This is a genomic window from Pseudomonas sp. C8002 (assembly GCF_013385765.1).
Lineage (GTDB): Bacteria > Pseudomonadota > Gammaproteobacteria > Pseudomonadales > Pseudomonadaceae > Aquipseudomonas.
This window is the reverse complement of record NZ_JACAPJ010000001.1, coordinates 42,743-57,478: the sequence shown is the minus strand read 5'-3', so window position 1 is coordinate 57,478 and position 14,736 is coordinate 42,743. Positions and strand designations below refer to the sequence as shown.

Annotated in this window: 20 protein-coding genes; 6 read left to right on the top strand and 14 right to left on the bottom strand. The window is 61.4% G+C overall.

Annotated features, from left to right (window positions below):
* Positions 1-26 precede the first annotated feature (26 nt).
* Positions 27-932 (bottom strand): hypothetical protein, encoded by a 906-nt coding sequence (locus HX814_RS00300; protein WP_003219728.1) that lies wholly within the window; start codon positions 930-932, stop codon positions 27-29.
* 368 nt (positions 933-1,300) lie between these two features.
* Between HX814_RS00300 and HX814_RS00295 the strand changes: the two genes are divergently transcribed.
* Both HX814_RS00295 and HX814_RS00290 read left to right on the top strand, forming a co-directional pair.
* Positions 1,301-1,984, top strand: coding sequence for a response regulator transcription factor (locus HX814_RS00295; protein ID WP_003219726.1), 684 nt, complete (start codon positions 1,301-1,303; stop codon positions 1,982-1,984).
* The gene (locus HX814_RS00290; protein WP_008435962.1) at positions 1,962-3,359 is read left to right on the top strand and encodes a cell wall metabolism sensor histidine kinase WalK; all 1,398 of its coding nucleotides are present in this window, start codon (positions 1,962-1,964) and stop codon (positions 3,357-3,359) included. The genes HX814_RS00295 and HX814_RS00290 overlap by 23 nt, the downstream gene beginning before the upstream one ends.
* A 126-nt stretch (positions 3,360-3,485) precedes the next feature.
* On the opposite strand, the gene HX814_RS00285 is transcribed toward HX814_RS00290, so the two are convergent.
* Genes HX814_RS00285 through HX814_RS00275 form a run of 3 tightly spaced genes read right to left on the bottom strand, consistent with a single transcriptional unit; the run spans position 3,486 to position 5,750 of the window.
* On the bottom strand, positions 3,486-3,902 hold the full coding sequence (locus tag HX814_RS00285; RefSeq protein WP_102369400.1) for an SRPBCC family protein: 417 nt from the start codon (positions 3,900-3,902) through the stop codon (positions 3,486-3,488).
* Between the two features lie 29 nt (positions 3,903-3,931).
* Positions 3,932-4,729, bottom strand: coding sequence for an SDR family NAD(P)-dependent oxidoreductase (locus tag HX814_RS00280; protein ID WP_003219722.1), 798 nt, complete (start codon positions 4,727-4,729; stop codon positions 3,932-3,934).
* Positions 4,730-4,745: 16 nt separating this feature from the next.
* Positions 4,746-5,750 carry an aldo/keto reductase gene (locus tag HX814_RS00275; protein WP_003219721.1) on the bottom strand — a complete coding sequence of 335 codons (1,005 nt, stop codon included), beginning with the start codon at positions 5,748-5,750 and terminating at the stop codon, positions 4,746-4,748.
* Between the two features lie 118 nt (positions 5,751-5,868).
* Between HX814_RS00275 and HX814_RS00270 the strand changes: the two genes are divergently transcribed.
* Positions 5,869-6,810, top strand: coding sequence for a LysR substrate-binding domain-containing protein (locus tag HX814_RS00270; RefSeq protein ID WP_177009772.1), 942 nt, complete (start codon positions 5,869-5,871; stop codon positions 6,808-6,810).
* A gap of 72 nt (positions 6,811-6,882) precedes the next feature.
* On the opposite strand, the gene HX814_RS00265 is transcribed toward HX814_RS00270, so the two are convergent.
* From HX814_RS00265 to HX814_RS00245, 5 genes are all read right to left on the bottom strand, one after another.
* On the bottom strand, positions 6,883-7,092 hold the full coding sequence (locus tag HX814_RS00265; RefSeq protein WP_080673247.1) for a YXWGXW repeat-containing protein: 210 nt from the start codon (positions 7,090-7,092) through the stop codon (positions 6,883-6,885).
* 491 nt (positions 7,093-7,583) lie between these two features.
* The gene (locus HX814_RS00260; protein ID WP_008435977.1) at positions 7,584-8,060 is read right to left on the bottom strand and encodes a periplasmic heavy metal sensor; all 477 of its coding nucleotides are present in this window, start codon (positions 8,058-8,060) and stop codon (positions 7,584-7,586) included.
* A complete protein-coding gene (locus tag HX814_RS00255) occupies positions 8,057-8,488 on the bottom strand; it encodes a hypothetical protein (RefSeq protein ID WP_003219715.1) in 432 nt (143 codons plus the stop codon). Before HX814_RS00255 ends, HX814_RS00260 begins: the two co-directional genes overlap by 4 nt.
* On the bottom strand, positions 8,485-9,066 hold the full coding sequence (locus tag HX814_RS00250; RefSeq protein ID WP_087694119.1) for an RNA polymerase sigma factor: 582 nt from the start codon (positions 9,064-9,066) through the stop codon (positions 8,485-8,487). Before HX814_RS00250 ends, HX814_RS00255 begins: the two co-directional genes overlap by 4 nt.
* Before the next feature lie 47 nt (positions 9,067-9,113).
* Positions 9,114-9,434 (bottom strand): YXWGXW repeat-containing protein, encoded by a 321-nt coding sequence (locus HX814_RS00245; protein WP_003219711.1) that lies wholly within the window; start codon positions 9,432-9,434, stop codon positions 9,114-9,116.
* Positions 9,435-9,704: 270 nt separating this feature from the next.
* Here HX814_RS00245 and HX814_RS00240 point away from each other — a divergent pair, with 270 nt between their 5' ends.
* Positions 9,705-9,848, top strand: coding sequence for a hypothetical protein (locus HX814_RS00240; protein WP_166742173.1), 144 nt, complete (start codon positions 9,705-9,707; stop codon positions 9,846-9,848).
* Between the two features lie 4 nt (positions 9,849-9,852).
* Here the strand turns inward: HX814_RS00240 and HX814_RS00235 are convergent, their stop codons facing one another.
* Positions 9,853-10,101, bottom strand: a complete 249-nt coding sequence (locus HX814_RS00235; protein WP_008435982.1) for a DUF1652 domain-containing protein — start codon at positions 10,099-10,101, stop codon at positions 9,853-9,855.
* A 243-nt stretch (positions 10,102-10,344) separates the two neighbouring features.
* On the opposite strand from HX814_RS00235, the gene HX814_RS00230 reads away from it, so the two are divergent.
* Positions 10,345-11,289 (top strand): sensor domain-containing diguanylate cyclase, encoded by a 945-nt coding sequence (locus HX814_RS00230; RefSeq protein ID WP_177009773.1) that lies wholly within the window; start codon positions 10,345-10,347, stop codon positions 11,287-11,289.
* A 287-nt stretch (positions 11,290-11,576) separates the two neighbouring features.
* On the opposite strand, the gene HX814_RS00225 is transcribed toward HX814_RS00230, so the two are convergent.
* The 4 genes from HX814_RS00225 to HX814_RS00210 all read right to left on the bottom strand — a co-directional run bounded on the left by HX814_RS00225 (position 11,577) and on the right by HX814_RS00210 (position 14,011).
* Complete coding sequence (locus tag HX814_RS00225; protein ID WP_177009774.1) at positions 11,577-11,837, bottom strand: hypothetical protein; 261 nt, start codon at positions 11,835-11,837, stop codon at positions 11,577-11,579.
* Between the two features lie 4 nt (positions 11,838-11,841).
* Complete coding sequence (locus HX814_RS00220; protein ID WP_003219700.1) at positions 11,842-12,288, bottom strand: GNAT family N-acetyltransferase; 447 nt, start codon at positions 12,286-12,288, stop codon at positions 11,842-11,844.
* A 91-nt stretch (positions 12,289-12,379) separates the two neighbouring features.
* Positions 12,380-13,279, bottom strand: a complete 900-nt coding sequence (locus tag HX814_RS00215) for an AraC family transcriptional regulator (protein WP_177009775.1) — start codon at positions 13,277-13,279, stop codon at positions 12,380-12,382.
* 36 nt (positions 13,280-13,315) lie between these two features.
* On the bottom strand, positions 13,316-14,011 hold the full coding sequence (locus tag HX814_RS00210) for a fumarylacetoacetate hydrolase family protein (RefSeq protein WP_177009776.1): 696 nt from the start codon (positions 14,009-14,011) through the stop codon (positions 13,316-13,318).
* A gap of 172 nt (positions 14,012-14,183) precedes the next feature.
* On the opposite strand from HX814_RS00210, the gene HX814_RS00205 reads away from it, so the two are divergent.
* Complete coding sequence (locus HX814_RS00205; RefSeq protein ID WP_003219697.1) at positions 14,184-14,735, top strand: DUF4262 domain-containing protein; 552 nt, start codon at positions 14,184-14,186, stop codon at positions 14,733-14,735.
* Position 14,736: the final 1 nt, after the last annotated feature.

Here is a 14,736-nt window from a genome sequence, read left to right as displayed (position 1 = left end):
AATGAGCGCATGACGTTCTCCTTGAATTAACGAACGGAAGTGGTGTGGGGAGTGGTTTCCAGATACACCACGGCATCCCGGCGACGACCACCAAAGGTTGCAGCGAGGCTGGCAAAAAACGCACCGATCAACAGCGCCACGAAGGTCCACAGCGACGTGTAGGCAGCCACTTTTGCAGCCGTGTCGGCAGCCTGCTTGGCTTTCAACTTGGCGTCATCCAGGGCTTTTTGAGCCTGGCCATAGACCTGGTCAACACGCGCCTCGGCATCGGCCTGGCTGAGGTTGGTCCGCTGGCTGATCAACTGTGCAAGGTACGCACGGTCTTCAGGTGCCAGCTGACCATTGTTGCTCACGGTACGAGCGAAGATGCGAGCGACCACACCATGCACCGCGTCATCACTGACGGCGGCCGGGCGATCATCACGGAACAGGCTGTCGACGTAGTAGCCAAAGTCTTCGCCCTTGGAGGCAGCGCCAGCCACCTGGCTCATGCCACTGACGGCACCCGAGGCCACACTGGCTCCGGCCTTCACACCACCGCTGACCACACTGCTGACCGAACCGACGATCAGCACCGCCGTCACCAGTGTCGCCACGGCCCAGGCCAGGAAGCCATGGGCGGTGTCGCGAAAGTACACCTCATCGCCGTGCATATTGGCCCATTTCACCCGCAGGCGACCGGCGATGTAACCGCCCATCCCCGACGCGATGATTTGCGTAACCGCCAGCCAGACAATGGTAGAAATGCCAAGCCCTTTGGCGCTGATGCCACTGTCGGCCCACGGCGACACCGCCGAAAAGCCCAGGCCGAAGCCCAGCAGTACCAGAATCAAGGACAGCGCAGCCGCGGCAGCGGCCCCGGCAAAGATCGCGCCCCAGGAAACCCCGGAGAGCGTGCTCGACTCTTGCAGCGTGGATGAGGATGTAATCATTGTTGTTTTGCTCCAGGCATGAAAAATAGTGTTACAAGTCTCAAAAGGGACAGTGCAGGCGACGTGCCAGAAGCTCGAAAATTAAAATTTCATATATTTCAACAACTTAATTAAGTTGAACTAATTTGAACCATGCAACTTGCAAGAAATGGCCTGGAGCGGCGGGCGTATTGCATTCCTCGTAGGAAATAACCCGTACGCCCCCCATGGCATGCAAAAAATCCTACACACACAGCGTTCGTTCAGATTCAGCGGGTTATGGTGAATTGTGTCGTTTGTGCCTACATAAATTTTTATTTAGGAAGCGGGCTATCATTTCTTGGCAAAATGCCCGCACTTCAGTGTGAATCGCTCACCAGGTAATCCTTATGACCCGCATTTTGACCATCGAGGACGACGCCGTAACGGCCCGCGAGATCGTTGCCGAGCTGAGTAGCCATGGACTGGACGTAGACTGGGTAGACAATGGCCGCGAAGGCCTGGTCCGTGCCGTCAGCGGTGATTACGACCTGATCACCCTCGACCGCATGCTCCCGGAACTGGATGGCCTGGCCATCGTCACCACCCTGCGTACCATCGGCGTATCCACGCCGATCCTGATGATCAGCGCCCTCTCCGATGTGGATGAACGGGTACGCGGCCTGCGGGCCGGTGGTGATGACTACCTGACCAAACCGTTCGCCTCCGACGAAATGGCCGCCCGCGTCGAAGTGCTGCTGCGGCGCAAAAGCACGGTCAAGGAGTTCGAAACTGCCTTGCGCGTGGCGGATCTGGAACTGAACCTGATCAGCCGTGAAGCCAGCCGTGCCGAACAGCCCCTGAGCCTGTTGCCGACCGAATACAAACTGCTGGAATTCCTGATGCGCAACACCGGGCAAATCCTCTCGCGGATGATGATCTTCGAGGAAGTCTGGGGTTATCACTTCGACCCGGGCACCAACCTGATCGACGTGCACATCGGTCGCCTGCGCAAAAAAATCGACCCGCCGGGCCTCACGCCGCTGATCCGCACGGTACGAGGTTCCGGGTATGTCATTGCTGAACCCCTCTAAAGGCTGGCGCTCTTCCAGCAGCCGGCTGCTGGCGCTCTACAGTTCGTTGTTCGTGGCCTGGAGCTGCATCCTCATGGGCGTGCTGTACTACGAGGTGTCCGGTTACCTGGGCGACCTCTCGCGCCACTCCCTGATGCAGCGCCAGCACCTGTTCCAGCGGTTTGACGGCGAAGAGCTGGTGGAAGCCCTGACCACCAGCATGACCTTCGACATGAAGGGCGTTGACGCCTACGGCCTGTTCGATAATCAGTTCAACCCCATCAGCGGCCCGATCCGCGTGATACCGCCCGACCTGCCAATGGACGGACACATCCACGCCCTGGCCAACTGCATCGACTCCGACGACCCGAAACTGCCGCGCGACAGCTGCGACGCCGTAGCCACCCACACCGAAGACGGCCGCTGGCTGATCCTGGTGCGCGCCAACGGCTCGCTGTTCGGCGTGACGCGGATCATCCTGCACGCCTTGCTGTGGGGGATCACCCTGACGATCATTCCCGGCGCGGCCGGCTGGCACCTGCTCAGGCGGCGCCCGTTGCGGCGGATTCGCGGGATCCAGGCGAGTGCCGAAGCCATCGTGGCCGGCGACCTGACCCACCGTTTGCCATTGTCCGACCGACGCGACGAACTGGACATGCTGGCAGCCATCGTCAACGCGATGCTCGACCGCATCGAGAAGCTGATGAACGAGGTCAAGGGCGTGTGCGACAACATCGCCCACGACCTGCGCACCCCGCTCACACGCCTGCGGGCGCAGCTGTACCGGATCCAGCAACAGGCTGATGAAGACGCGCCCCACGCCCTGCAACTGGACGCGGCCATCGCCGAGACCGACACCTTGATGGCGCGTTTTCGCGGCCTGCTGCGGATTTCCGAACTGGAAGACCACCAGCGCCGCTCGGGCTTCCTGGTGCTTGATCCCCTGCCCTTGCTGCAGGAACTCCACGACTTCTACCTGCCCCTGGCAGAAGAAGGCGAGATGGAACTGCTGCTGCAAGTGCCGGACTCATTGCCCTGGATCACCGGTGACCGCGCGCTGCTGTTCGAAGCCCTGGCCAACCTGCTGAGCAACTCGATCAAATTCACCCCGCCGGGCGGCGAAGTGATTTTGCGCGGCGTGAACGATGCCGGCAGCACCCGCATTGAAGTCCTGGACTCCGGCCCCGGGATTCCCGCAGCTGAACGTGCCGCGGTGTTCCAGCGGTTTTACCGGGTGGACGAAGGCAATCAACAGCAAGGCGGGTTTGGCTTGGGGCTGTCGATTGTCGCCGCGATCATCAACCTGCACGGTTTCAAGCTGGAAGTCGGCAGCAGCGAACGAGGCGGTGCGAAGCTGATCCTCGAATGCCGCCAACAACTGATGCCCGAAGCCTGAAGCCTGAAGAACACCACAAAACCAATGTGGGAGCGGGCTTGCTCGCGAATGCGGAGTGTCAGTCAACCCATCTGGCACTGATCCACCGCATTCGCGAGCAAGCCCGCTCCCACATTTGATCTTCATTCAGCCCGGAAAATTACCCCGCAACGCATCCAGCCCGCCGCTGTAGACACCGCTGAACAACTCCTCCACCGCCGCATCCGTCACACCGGCCACCGGAGTAAACACGCCCGACCAGGTCACCTTCGCGGAGCTGTCACCCAGCGCCTCAACCTTCAACGTCGCCAAATACTCACTCACCGGAAACGGCGACTCGCTGATCGAATAACTGTAGGTACGCGCCGCATCATCAAAGCGTTGCAACCGTTCCACCACCACCCCGCCATCCGCCGTTTGCAGGTGGCGCACGCGCCCGCCTTCACTCGGCTCGCTCTTGACGATAAAGGGCAGCCAGTCCGGCAGCGAATTGAAGCCGCCGACCAATTGCCAAACCTGTTCGGCCGAAACCGGGATTTCAATAACAGCAGATGCTTTTGCCACGATTAACACTCCAAACCATTCAAGAAAAATCAGATCGCCATGCTGTCGACAACACCGCCGTCGACCCGCAACGCGGCACCGGTGGTGGCAGAGGACAACGGTGAAGCAATGTACGCCACCAGATTCGCCACTTCATCCACATTCGCTGCGCGCTGGATGATCGACGTCGGCCGCGCATTGCGCACAAACACATCCGCCTCGTCCCGCGCACTGCGCCCGGACTTGGCCACGGCGTCCTTGAGCATGTGCTCCAGGCCATCGGTAAAGGTCGGCCCCGGCAGGATCGCATTGACCGTCACCCCGGTGCCCGCCAGGCGTTTGGCCAAGCCATGGGACACCGCCAGGTTGGCGCTTTTGGTCACGCCGTAATTGATCATGTCAGCCGGCGTTGCCACCCCGGATTCCGACGACACAAAGATCACCCGGCCCCAGCCCTGCTCGACCATGCCCGGCGTGTAATGCCGCGACAAACGCACACCGGAGATCACGTTGACCTCGTAGAAACGCGTCCACTCGCTGTCGGGGGCGTCGAAGAAATCGACGTCGTTGAAGATCCCGAGGTTGTTCACCAGGATGTCGGCGCGCGGCTCGGCGGCGAACAGCTTTTCAGCGCCCTCGGCCGTACCGAGGTCCGCCACCAGCCCACGCAGATCCGCGCCGGGCACGGCCTGGCGAATGGTCGCCAGCGCCTCGTCGACCTTGCCCGATTCACGCCCGATCACCACCACCGTAGCGCCGGATTGCGCCAGCGCCTGGCTGATGCCCAGGCCTATGCCGGCGGTGCTGCCACTGACGATTGCGACTTTGCCACTGATATCAATTTTCATGTTCGCGTTCCTATGGTTAGAGCGGCAGCGGTGCACGGGCCGAAATCAATCGTGCCTCGCGCAGGGCCTGCCAAAAGGCTGCGGGAATCTTCTCTGACAACGCCGCGACGTCTTCAGCAATGCGCCCCGGACGACTGGCACCCGGAATCACTGCCGCCACTGCCGGGTGGGCCAGGGAGAATTGCAGTGCAGCGGCTTTCACACTCACGCCATGGGCCGCGGCAATCGCCTTGATCTGCTCGACCTTGCTGATGATCGCCGGGCTGGCTTTCTGGTACTCAAAATGTGCGCCGCCCGCCAGGATCCCGGAGCTGTAAGGGCCACCGACCACGATCTCGACGTTCTGCGCCTGGGCTGCATCCATCAAGCGCTGCAAGGCGCGTTCATGGTCGAGCAAGGTGTAGCGACCGGCAAGCAGGAAACCGTCGGGCTGGGCTTCGGCCAGGTCCAGGGTCAACTCGCAAGGCTCGACCCGATTGACGCCCAGGCCCCAGGCCTTGATCACGCCTTCTTCACGCAGGCGGGTCAGTACTTTGAAAGCACCGGTGCGCGCCTGATTGAAGTAGTCCAGCCATTGATCGCCGTAGAAATCCTGGGCGATGTCGTGAATCCACACAATGTCGAGGCGGTCGGTTTGCAGGCGGTTGAGGCTGTCTTCGATGGAGCGCAGGGTGGCATCGGCGCTGTAGTCGTTGACCATCTTGTTCGGCCGGCCATGTTCAAACACGCCGCTTTTCTCGCCGAGGTCGCGGGCGCTTTCTTCCACTTCATCCAGGATCACCCGGCCGACCTTGGTGCTGAGCACGTAGTCGTCACGGTTGTACTTGGACAGGGCCTGGCCCAGGCGGATTTCCGAGAGGCCCGAGCCGTAGAACGGTGCGGTGTCGAAGTAACGCACGCCCTGGTTCCAGGCCGCTTCAACGGTGGCTTGCGCCTCCTCTTCAGGAATCGCACGGAACATGTTGCCCAAGGGGGCGGTGCCAAAACCCAGCACGCCGGGCAGTTTGTCTTTCAAGCTCATGGGGTAAATCCTCAAGATTGTTCAAGGTCGCTGTGTTGACCGTTGAGCAGATCGTAGATTGCAGAGATCGGACCGTCCAAGACATACTGCGACCAACTTGAGTCCCTTAAGGTCTGACATGATCGACTTCCGCCAATTGCGCTACTTCGTTGTAGTCGCTGAAGAAGAACACGTGGGGCGTGCTGCCGAACGGTTGCACATCTCCCAATCGCCCCTGAGCCGGCAGATTGCCCAATTGGAAGAACGCTTGGGCCTGACCCTGTTCGAGCGCAGCCAACAGCGCATCCGCCTGACCCGCGACGGCCAGACGTTCCTCGCCGAAACCAAGGCGCTGCTGACCCACGCCAACCGCCTGGAGTCATTGGGCCGGCGATTGGGTAAAGGCGAAGAAGGCGGACTGTGCATCGGCTACATCGAAAACGCCATGCACGCGGGGGTGCTGCCCAACGGCCTGAAGGTACTGCGTGACGCGCGGCCCAACGTGCATATCGCCCTGTACAACCTGCCCTCCGCCGAACAGCTGGAAGGCCTGCGCCAACGCAGCCTGGATATCGCTCTGGTGGGTGAACCACCGGCGGCGGATGACCCGGACCTGATGGCATTGCAAGTGCTGGACGATCCGATGCTGCTGGCACTGCCCGAGCAGCATCCGCTGGCCAGCGTCAGCGAGTTGCTGCCTGAGCATCTGGCCGAGCAGCAATGGATTGGCGTGCAGCGCAAAGCGGGTGCAAACCCGGCGGATGACTTTGTTGCGGCGTGCATTCGGGCAGGGTTTACCCCGCAGATTCCGATGGAAGCCAGCGAGCCGTTTACCGCGTTGGGGTTGGTGGCGTCGGGGCTAGGTGTCGCGATGGTGCAAAAGGGTTTGAGCCGCAATGCACCGCCGGGCGTTGTGCTGCGAGAACTGCCGTGGCTGACCTACACCACGCCGCTGTGGGCGGCGTGGCATCGGATCAATCTGCGGCCGCTGGTGGAGACGTTCAGGAAAGTCCTGACAGAGCCCCTATCACCTGTGGGAGCCGGGCTTACCCGCGATGCAGGCACCTCGGTCTGTCAGTAACACCGCGGTGACGCCATCGCAGGCAAGCCAGCTCCCACAGGGTTTAGGTGTCGCAGTTGAACGTGTGGTGGATCAGTACCGCCAATGCCCCGGCACCCATAACCACTGCCCGTTCCCCCAGCGATAGTGCCCCCGCACCCACTGATACCCTGGCGCCGGCGCCACCGGCACCACCTCGACCAAAGGCGGCGGACGCCGCGGATGAACAGGCTCGACAATACAACCGGACAACGCAGCCGCCATCAACGTGGCGGCCAGCGTAGCTTTGAATAGGCGGGACATGGCACGGTTCCCCAATGAGATTGGCCTTCGCCTGAGTGGCGGGCCTACCCGGGTTAAACGCCGCCAACCGGGAAATCCGTCGCCCGTCTCGGTGATTAATGCTCGTTCCCACGCTCTGCGTGGGAACGCATACCGTGACGCTCCGCGTCACCACTGCGCAAGACTTGAACCTTGCATCGCCAACTGGACGCAGAGCGTCCGGGGCGGCATTCCCACGCAGAGCGTGGGAACGATCATCATATATTCAGTTCCGCAGCGAGCTCATGTGGGAGCCGGGCTTGCCCGCGATGCAGGCACCTCGGTCTGTCAGTCAGACCCAGGCGATGCCATCCGGTGATTAATGCTCGTTCCCACGCTCTGCGTGGGAACGCATCCCGTGACGCTCCGCGTCACCACTGCGCAAGACTTGAACCTTGCATCGCCAACTGGACGCAGAGCGTCCGGGGCGGCATTCCCACGCAGAGCGTGGGAACGATCATCCGTCGCTCGTCTCAGTTACTTCTGGCGACCTTGCCCTTCGCCTGCCCCTTCATATACAACGCCTCCACCAACCGTTGGCGCTCATCCCGGGGCAAGGTGCTGGCGAACTGCGCCAGGGTGTTGTCCACCAGCGCCCTGAGCGCCATGTCCGCCTCCCGGGCCTTGCCCAGATCCGTCACCAACGCCTCACGGTCGAGAGTCGGCGCCTCCAGTTGCTTGATCACGTCCAGCCGCGCCTCACGCCCGGCCAGCACCAGCGGCTGGCTGTCGGCGCGGTTCTGGCGCAACAACTGGCGCAGTTCCTTGCGCCGTTCCGGCGGCAGCTTGACCATCGCCTGGCGCAGGCCATGCTGGTTCACCACCGCCTCGGCGGGCTTGGTGTTCGCCAACCAGTGGTACAAGCCTCCGCCGACACCGCCGATCAAAAACACGTTGAACAACACCGACACAACCAGCAGCGGCTTCAGGTACTTGGGTGACGGGGTCATTGCTCGCTTTCCTCGGCGTTGACGGTGAAGACGACTTCGGCGTCGCCCTGGTCGAAGACACTCGGCAGTACTTCAGGGCCAAGCATGGGCAACGGCACGCTCAACGACGCCACCAGGATTCCGGCGGCGACCCCGGCGATGCCCACGCCAACAAAACCGGCCGGCGACAGCCAGCCCGCGTAGCGCGCCCAGAAGGACTGGCGCTGGGGAAACGATTGGCGAATCTGCCGCGCCAGCGCCGGGTCGACGGGTGCCAGTTGATAGCCGTCCAGCTGGCCGTCGAGCCATCGCGCCTGATGCAGCACCTCAAGGAGGCTGGCATCGCCTGCATCCAGCAGGGCCTGGGCCTCGGCCTGTTCGGCGCGCGGCCAACGGTGCAAGTGGCCGCCGTAAGCCTCGGCCAATTGGGCAAATCGTTCAGGCGTCATGGTTTTCCCCTTCCTGGGCGGGCGGGCCCGGGTGTGTCGTCAAGGTAACTGCGCAGGTTGCGCCGGGCCCGTGACAGCAAGCTCTCCAGTGCCTCGACGCTGATGTTCATCAGCGCCGCGGCGTCGATATTCGACAGCTCTTGGTAATACTGCAACACAATCGCCTCACGCTGGCGATCAGGCAGCGACGCTAACGCCGCCGCCATGTGCTCACTGCGGGCGGCCGCTTCCAGCTGTTCATCGGGCGCAGGCGCTGTGTCGACCACCTCGCTCATCGCCTCCTCATCGTGCAGCGGGCGCTCCTTGCGCCGACGCAAATGGTCGTGGCACAGGTTGAGTGCCACGCGGTGCAGCCAGGTGTCGAAACGCGCTTCGCCACTGCGCCAGCTTGCAGCCTGGCGCCAGATACGCAGGAAGCTTTCCTGGGCCACGTCCCTGGCCTCGTCGGCATCCCCGAGGATCCGACTGGCGAGCGCGAGCAAACGCGGCAGTTTGCGCGTCACCATTTCGTTGATGGCCGCCGGTTCGTTGTTACCGATGCGGGCCAACAGCTCAACGTCCGGATCAGTGTCTTTCAATAGGGCAAGTCTCGGTCCGGTGGCTAAGGGTCAGGTTGACGGAATGCTCAGCGGATCCAGTGCCCTTCTCTCCAGTACCAGTTGGGGCCGCGCGATTCCCAGTGGCCAGGTTCCCAACGGGCGTTGCGCATCACCGGCTGCCAGTGGCCCGGTACCCAGGCATAACCGCGCCCTTCGTAGCGCCAGTGCCCGCGATCCCACACATAGCCAGGGCGTTCGACGGGAACGGCCTCGACGCGCATCGGCGGTGGCGCTTCGCGGATGATCACTTCGGTCTGGGCAAAGGTCGGCGTGCTGACCAGGGCGGCCAGTGCCAGCGGGATCAACAGGGCATAACGTAATTTGGCCAGCGGTCGTGCAAGTCTCATGACAACTCCTTCATCGGCGATCGCCAGTGATCGCAGTTGTAGGGTTGAACGGCAGGCGTCCGAAAATCCGTCGCAACAAAAAGAACTTTTTATCGCGACCGCTCAGGACGGCAGGCAGGGCCAGTATTGCCCAGGGTTTGCGGGGAGTTGATGAAATTGTTGAAAGGTCGCGACGGATTTATCCATATGGCCGCGTTCAAGGGTTAACCGTTGGTAATCGACAGGCGCGTTCTGTTGGTTGGCGACGCCCATCACCTTGAGGAAATCACCATGTCTCGTCGAATTTCACTGCTGGTTGCCGCCGTCCTGCTCATGAACCTTGGCGGCTGCGTGTTCCTGCCGGGGCACCGCGAGCATTGCTGCTGGCGCGGTTACGGGGTAGTGACTACCCCGACGGCACAAGCGATCTCCTGATCCGCTAACTGACCGCTGCAAAACCCCTGCGCCCGGCCTTGATCTCGGTGCGCAGTTCGCCAATCAGGTTTGAGATGGAACGGATGCTGTCCAGACCCTGGGGCGACACACGGGGCAGCAGCAGGTCGACGCGCCCGGAGGCCGGGTCGAAGATGTTGATGCGCAGCGAACCGTCGCTGTTCAATGAGCAGTCACAGGCGAGGGGCAGGAAGCCCGACTCCATGATGTGGCGAAACTCGGCGATCGAAATCATGCGGGCACCCTTCCCTGTACGGGGCTCGGAGGACGTGATCCGTCTAGGGTAGATGAGCTTTTTCAAACTGCCCGGGAATTAATTCAAAAGTGATACTTGGTGCGCATTTCGGCTAAAACCGCTGGCCGGCTGACGCCAGAAAAACCACACAGCCCCCCTCTTATCCGATGCCACGCGAAGGGCTTGCTTCCTGGCGATGATGGCCAGATGCTCTGGTTTTTTCCGACACCGAGAGCACCCCGCATGAGTATCGAACCTTTGATCGAACCCGACAGTGCTGTGTACAAGACGTTGCTGGAATCGACCAAGGCCATCCCCTGGCGCATCGACTGGCCGACCATGACCTTCAGCTACATCGGCCCGCAAATCGAGGCGCTGCTGGGCTGGACGCCACAGAGCTGGGCCACCGTGGACGACTGGGTGGAACGCATGCACCCGGATGACCGCGAATACGTGGTCAACTTCTGCGTCTCGCAGTCCCGGGCCGGGGTCGATCATGAAGCCGATTACCGGGCGCTGACCGCCAGCGGTGAGTACGTGTGGATTCGCGACGTGGTGCACGTGGAGCGCAAGGACGGCGAGGTGCAGGCGCTGATCGGCTTCATGTTCGACATCAGCGAGCGCAAGAAGACCGAAGAACACCTGATTCGCCTGCAAAAACAGCTGGAGGAGTATTCGTTCCAGGACGGCCTCACCGGCATCGCCAACCGGCGCATGTTCGACACCGTGCTGGCGCGGGAATGGACCAGCGCCCAGCGCAGCCAATTGCCGCTGTCGTTGATCCTGTTGGATATCGACTATTTCAAGCAGTACAACGACCTCTACGGGCATATCAAGGGCGACGAATGCCTGCGCCAGGTGGCACGCACGCTGTCGCAGGCGGCCAACCGGCCACGGGACTTCATTGCGCGCATCGGCGGTGAGGAATTTGTGTGGTTGCTGCCGGAAACCGATGCCGAGTCGGCACGGCGCGTGGCCGAACGCTGCCTGCACTTGATCCGCCAGCAGCAGATCGCGCATGAGCACTCGGCGGTGTCGGACCTGCTGACACTGAGCCTGGGCGTAGGCACTTGCACGGTAACGCCGGGCAGCGCGGCGCTGGCCTTTGTCGAAGCCGTCGACAAGTTGCTGTACCAGGCCAAGCGCAATGGGCGGATGCGTGCAGAGTTTGCCGACGTAGAGGATTGATACAACGCTCAAATCGCGGGCAAAAAAAATCCCAAGTAGCTGATGGAAACTTGGGATTTAAAAATGCATAAACCGTGGGAGGTGAACGCCCGGCTATATTACCCAGCGGGAAAACTTGTAACAAGATAATTTTCAACCTTTCGTCGGATTAAAACAGCGCTAAGTCATTCAATAACCACACTTTTTTAATGGATCCGATTATTGGAAATGCCACTTTTTGGTGCAATAACAGCGCATCGTTAAACAAACTTCGCTGTTTAATTCCTCGATAAAAATAAGGTTATTGATTAAAAGTGCGTGGGCTTCTTCAAGTCGTGCTGATACAGGTGTTTGCACGGATCCACCAATACAAGTTCGTCCTGGGGCGTGGCGCGCGAAACACTCGCCGCCTGGCGGCATAACGCCAGGCGCTCCGCCGCCTCTTCCCGCTGCCGGTCTACCTGGGCATTGAGCCGAACGAAATAGGTCCCCAACAACACCGCGACACATAGAACCCCGACGCAAAAATAGCGCAAGGCGTTGGATTGAGGGGGTTCCAGCTCACTCATACACTCATTGCACCTTGTGTTTCTGATAGCGAACATCGTCGCCCTCGGCCGTGTCGACCACTGCCCAGCCAAGCCGCTGGTAAAAACCGTTGGCACGGATCTGATCCCGCCCATCCGTGATCAGGAAGAGCGTGTCGTGGTGCTCGAACAGCGCGGCCTCGGCCACTGCCATCAATTGGCGGCCCAACCCAAGGTTCTCGTGAGACGGCAATACAAACAGGGCGAACACCTCGCCTTCGGCAAGATCAACCATTGCAAACGCGACAGGCCTGCCGTCCAGTTCGGCAAGCCATACGCAAGGCGCCTCGCGCATGCTGTCGGCGACGACTTGCGGGGTAATGCCCAGCTCAGCCATCTGCTCGCGGCTTAAGTGGTTCTGCACCACAGCGGTGCGAATGTCGAAAATGGCATTGATATCGCCCGGAGTTGCCAACCGTATAACCGAACCCATGTGCACCGCCTCCCGATGAGACGCTCAATTGTATGTAAATTGAAACACATCGGTTGTGGTGGATTTGTAAAACAGTCAGCCGGATTGCGCGTTAATCCTGCTCACGCCGCCTGAACTGCCCCGGCGCCAGCCCGTGGGCCTTGCGGAAACACCGGGAAAAATACGCCTCGTCGGTAAACCCGCAACGGTGCGCAATCGCGCCGATCATCTGCGGGCTGTTGAGCAGCAGCGTGCGCGCCAGTTGCATGCGCCGGTCGAGCACCAACTGGGAGAAGGGTTTGCCGGTTTCCTTGCGCAACAGGTGGGTCAGGTAGTTGGGCGACAGGAACGCCGCCGCCGCGGCATCCGTCAGGTTCAGCGACGGCTCGTGCAAATGCTCGCGGATGTAGCCTTGCACCCGGGCCAGGGCATCCTTGCGCCCACGCCGGGTGGCGTTGTTGGCGGCGAACGCCTGGAGCGGTTCGGCGTACTGTTGGCACACCAGCCCGATCAACTGGAACAGGTAACCCTTGAGCCGCTCCCGGGCGCCGAAGCTGCGGTGGGCGTCCAGGCTACGCATGTGTTCCAGCCAGGTTTTGACTTCTTCGAAGGCCGCGTCGTCGAGGATGAAATCCAGCTGCTCCTGGAAGCGGAACGGCGACAGCTCCGGCGCCTGGCCGATGGGGATGTCTTCCAGGTCCAGCGGGTCGCAGGTCAGTTGCGGCAGGAAAAAGCCCTGGCTGAAATTGATCAGCATGAAGTCGCCGTCTTCGGGATGGGGAATCACATGCAGGCGATGGGGCAGGATAAAGGCCAGGGCCTTTTTCGGGAACGGGCGCACCGCACCGCCGATGTGCTGCACGGTGTCGCCGCCCAGGTTGATCTGAATCTGGAAGTATTCGTGGCGATGGGGACTGGTCAGCGCCGCCCTGCCCCGCTTGTCGCGGATGTAGAAGTCGGAGCGGTCGCTGCGTTGTTCCATGCCATAGGTGGTGATGCGGGTGCCGGGCATACACGTTTCTCGGGGGGCCTGGGCACCACTGTAGCGTCAACCCTGGCCGAGGGTGAAGCTCAGTTCGGCCAGGCCGTCGATCCCGGCGGTCACCACATCGCCCGGTTGCAAGGCGCCGACGCCCGCCGGGGTGCCGGTAAAGATCAAGTCGCCGGCTTTCAGCGCCACGGATTTGGACGCGTGGCTGATCACCTCACTGACCGACCAGATCTGGTCTGCCAGATCGCCCACTTGACGTTGCTCGCCATTCACCTTGAGCCAGATTCGCCCAGTGCCCGGGTGGCCGACGGCACTCACCGGCTGCAACGCCGTGCAGGGTGCCGACTCATCGAAGGCCTTGGCCCATTCCCACGGCCGCGACAGCTTTTTCGCCTGGGCCTGGAGGTCGCGGCGGGTCAGGTCGATGCCCAGGCCGTAACCCCAGATATGCGCGAGGGCATCTTCCGGGGCAATGTCCACCCCGCCCTTGCCGATGGCCACCACCAACTCGACTTCATGGTGCAGATCGGCGGTCAGCGGCGGATAGGCGATCACGCCCTCGGCGGGCACCACGGCATCAGCCGGCTTCATGAAAAAGAACGGCGGCTCGCGGTCGGGGTCGTGGCCCATTTCGCGGGCATGTTCGCTGTAGTTGCGCCCGACACAGAACACCCGGCGCAGCGGGAAGCGGGCGTCGTCGCCGTGGATGGCGAGGGACGGGGTTTCGTATGGAGTGATGACGTAGCGGGTCATGGCATGTGCCTCTTCGGTTACCTGGGGCCAGTATGAGGACTGGCTCCGGGGCGAAGTTGGACAGGCTTACGCAGATTTTGTACTGGGCGGTGCATCGGTCACTTTGCCGAGCGAACCCAACACTGCTAGCCTCATCGCGCTTTCAACCCCTGATCCCGCAGAAAGGACTCTGATGAACATCATTCGCGCCGTCGCCCTCTTCGCCGCCTCATTGTTCTCGATGAACACTTCAGCCAAGGCCCCGCTTCCGGGATTCCAGTTGCCCAAGGCAGATTCGGAATATGACGAGAAGGTGTTGGCGGATATCAAGAAGATCGGCTGGCACCATGTGCATGTGCGGGCTGAAGACGGTGAGCCTTCGTTCGCCTACTCCCTGGGGTTCTACGCCAACTTCGGCCAACCGGAAATCATCGTATTCGGGCTGCCCCCGCAGATTGCCCAGCAGTTGCTGAACATCGCCGCGATCCGCTTTGCCGGTGCAAAAGCCGCCTATGAAACCTACAAGCCCTATGACGATATTGCCGAAGGCATGCGCATCGCCTTCATTCCTGTAGACCGCAGGCACTACCGCGAGTACCTCGGTTATGCCGGCTGGTTCTACGCCTCGATCAAAGCTGATTTCCCTGCGTTGCAAATGGTCTGGCCGGACAAACAAGGGCGCTTTCCGTGGGAGCCCAACTACGACCAGTCGTTCTCAAGGCTCCAATTGCTGCTGGATAAATAAG

Coding starts and splice junctions, on each gene's coding strand:
- HX814_RS00295 (WP_003219726.1), top strand. CDS start 1,301: ATGACCCGCATTTTGACCATCGAGGACGACGCCGTAACGGCCCGCGAG.
- HX814_RS00210 (WP_177009776.1), bottom strand. CDS start 14,011: ATGACCCGCTACGTCATCACTCCATACGAAACCCCGTCCCTCGCCATC.
- HX814_RS00270 (WP_177009772.1), top strand. CDS start 5,869: ATGATCGACTTCCGCCAATTGCGCTACTTCGTTGTAGTCGCTGAAGAA.
- HX814_RS00260 (WP_008435977.1), bottom strand. CDS start 8,060: ATGACCCCGTCACCCAAGTACCTGAAGCCGCTGCTGGTTGTGTCGGTG.
- HX814_RS00280 (WP_003219722.1), bottom strand. CDS start 4,729: ATGAAAATTGATATCAGTGGCAAAGTCGCAATCGTCAGTGGCAGCACC.
- HX814_RS00220 (WP_003219700.1), bottom strand. CDS start 12,288: ATGGGTTCGGTTATACGGTTGGCAACTCCGGGCGATATCAATGCCATT.
- HX814_RS00255 (WP_003219715.1), bottom strand. CDS start 8,488: ATGACGCCTGAACGATTTGCCCAATTGGCCGAGGCTTACGGCGGCCAC.
- HX814_RS00275 (WP_003219721.1), bottom strand. CDS start 5,750: ATGAGCTTGAAAGACAAACTGCCCGGCGTGCTGGGTTTTGGCACCGCC.
- HX814_RS00300 (WP_003219728.1), bottom strand. CDS start 932: ATGATTACATCCTCATCCACGCTGCAAGAGTCGAGCACGCTCTCCGGG.
- HX814_RS00215 (WP_177009775.1), bottom strand. CDS start 13,279: ATGCCCGGCACCCGCATCACCACCTATGGCATGGAACAACGCAGCGAC.
- HX814_RS00245 (WP_003219711.1), bottom strand. CDS start 9,434: ATGAGACTTGCACGACCGCTGGCCAAATTACGTTATGCCCTGTTGATC.
- HX814_RS00240 (WP_166742173.1), top strand. CDS start 9,705: ATGTCTCGTCGAATTTCACTGCTGGTTGCCGCCGTCCTGCTCATGAAC.
- HX814_RS00205 (WP_003219697.1), top strand. CDS start 14,184: ATGAACATCATTCGCGCCGTCGCCCTCTTCGCCGCCTCATTGTTCTCG.
- HX814_RS00225 (WP_177009774.1), bottom strand. CDS start 11,837: ATGAGTGAGCTGGAACCCCCTCAATCCAACGCCTTGCGCTATTTTTGC.
- HX814_RS00230 (WP_177009773.1), top strand. CDS start 10,345: ATGAGTATCGAACCTTTGATCGAACCCGACAGTGCTGTGTACAAGACG.
- HX814_RS00235 (WP_008435982.1), bottom strand. CDS start 10,101: ATGATTTCGATCGCCGAGTTTCGCCACATCATGGAGTCGGGCTTCCTG.
- HX814_RS00265 (WP_080673247.1), bottom strand. CDS start 7,092: ATGTCCCGCCTATTCAAAGCTACGCTGGCCGCCACGTTGATGGCGGCT.
- HX814_RS00290 (WP_008435962.1), top strand. CDS start 1,962: ATGTCATTGCTGAACCCCTCTAAAGGCTGGCGCTCTTCCAGCAGCCGG.